This window comes from Kocuria sabuli (assembly GCF_040981185.1).
In the GTDB taxonomy this organism is placed as follows: domain Bacteria; phylum Actinomycetota; class Actinomycetes; order Actinomycetales; family Micrococcaceae; genus Kocuria; species Kocuria sabuli.
In genome coordinates, this window is the sequence record NZ_JAVHZE010000091.1 from 1 (window position 1) to 572 (window position 572).

Here is a 572-nt window from a genome sequence, read left to right on the forward strand (position 1 = left end):
CTGATGGCCGGGCAACGTTGCGCCGCCCGGCAGTGATGTTACTGAATCCCGCCGCCCAGCGACTGCCACAGCGTGATGCGGTTTTCCAGGTCGGTTTGCTGCAAGGCAATCAGTGATTCCTGCGCCGACCACAGCGACCGCTGCGCGGTGAGCACCGTCAGATAATCGCCCGTGCCAGCCTTGTAACTGCGCGTCGCCACATCCAGCGTTTTTTGCTCCGCCGCCACGTATTCACGCTGGGCATCAAGCTGTTCACTCAACGTTTCGCGCCGGGCCAGCGCGTCGGCCACGTCCTTGAACGCGCTCTGGATGGTTTTCTCATAGGTCGCAATTAACCCTTTTTTCTCGGCTTCCGCATAGCGCAGCTGCGCCATATTGTTGCCGCCGCTGAACAGCGGCAGGGTGATGGAAGGTGCAAACGACCAGACCTTCATCCCGTGGCTGAACAGGGACGACAGCGAATCGCTGCCGACGCCCGCGCTGGCGGTGAGCGAGATGGTCGGGAAGAAGTTGGCGCGCGCCGCGCCGATGTTGGCGTTGGCGCTCAGCAGGTTATGTTCCGCCTCCTGAAT

Annotated in this window: 1 protein-coding gene; it reads right to left on the minus strand. The window is 61.9% G+C overall.

Annotated elements, in window-relative coordinates; all coding sequences use genetic code 11:
- Positions 1–38: 38 nt before the first annotated feature.
- The coding region (locus RE027_RS18050; protein WP_368809676.1) for a TolC family protein at positions 39–572 on the minus strand (534 nt) is incomplete at its 5' end.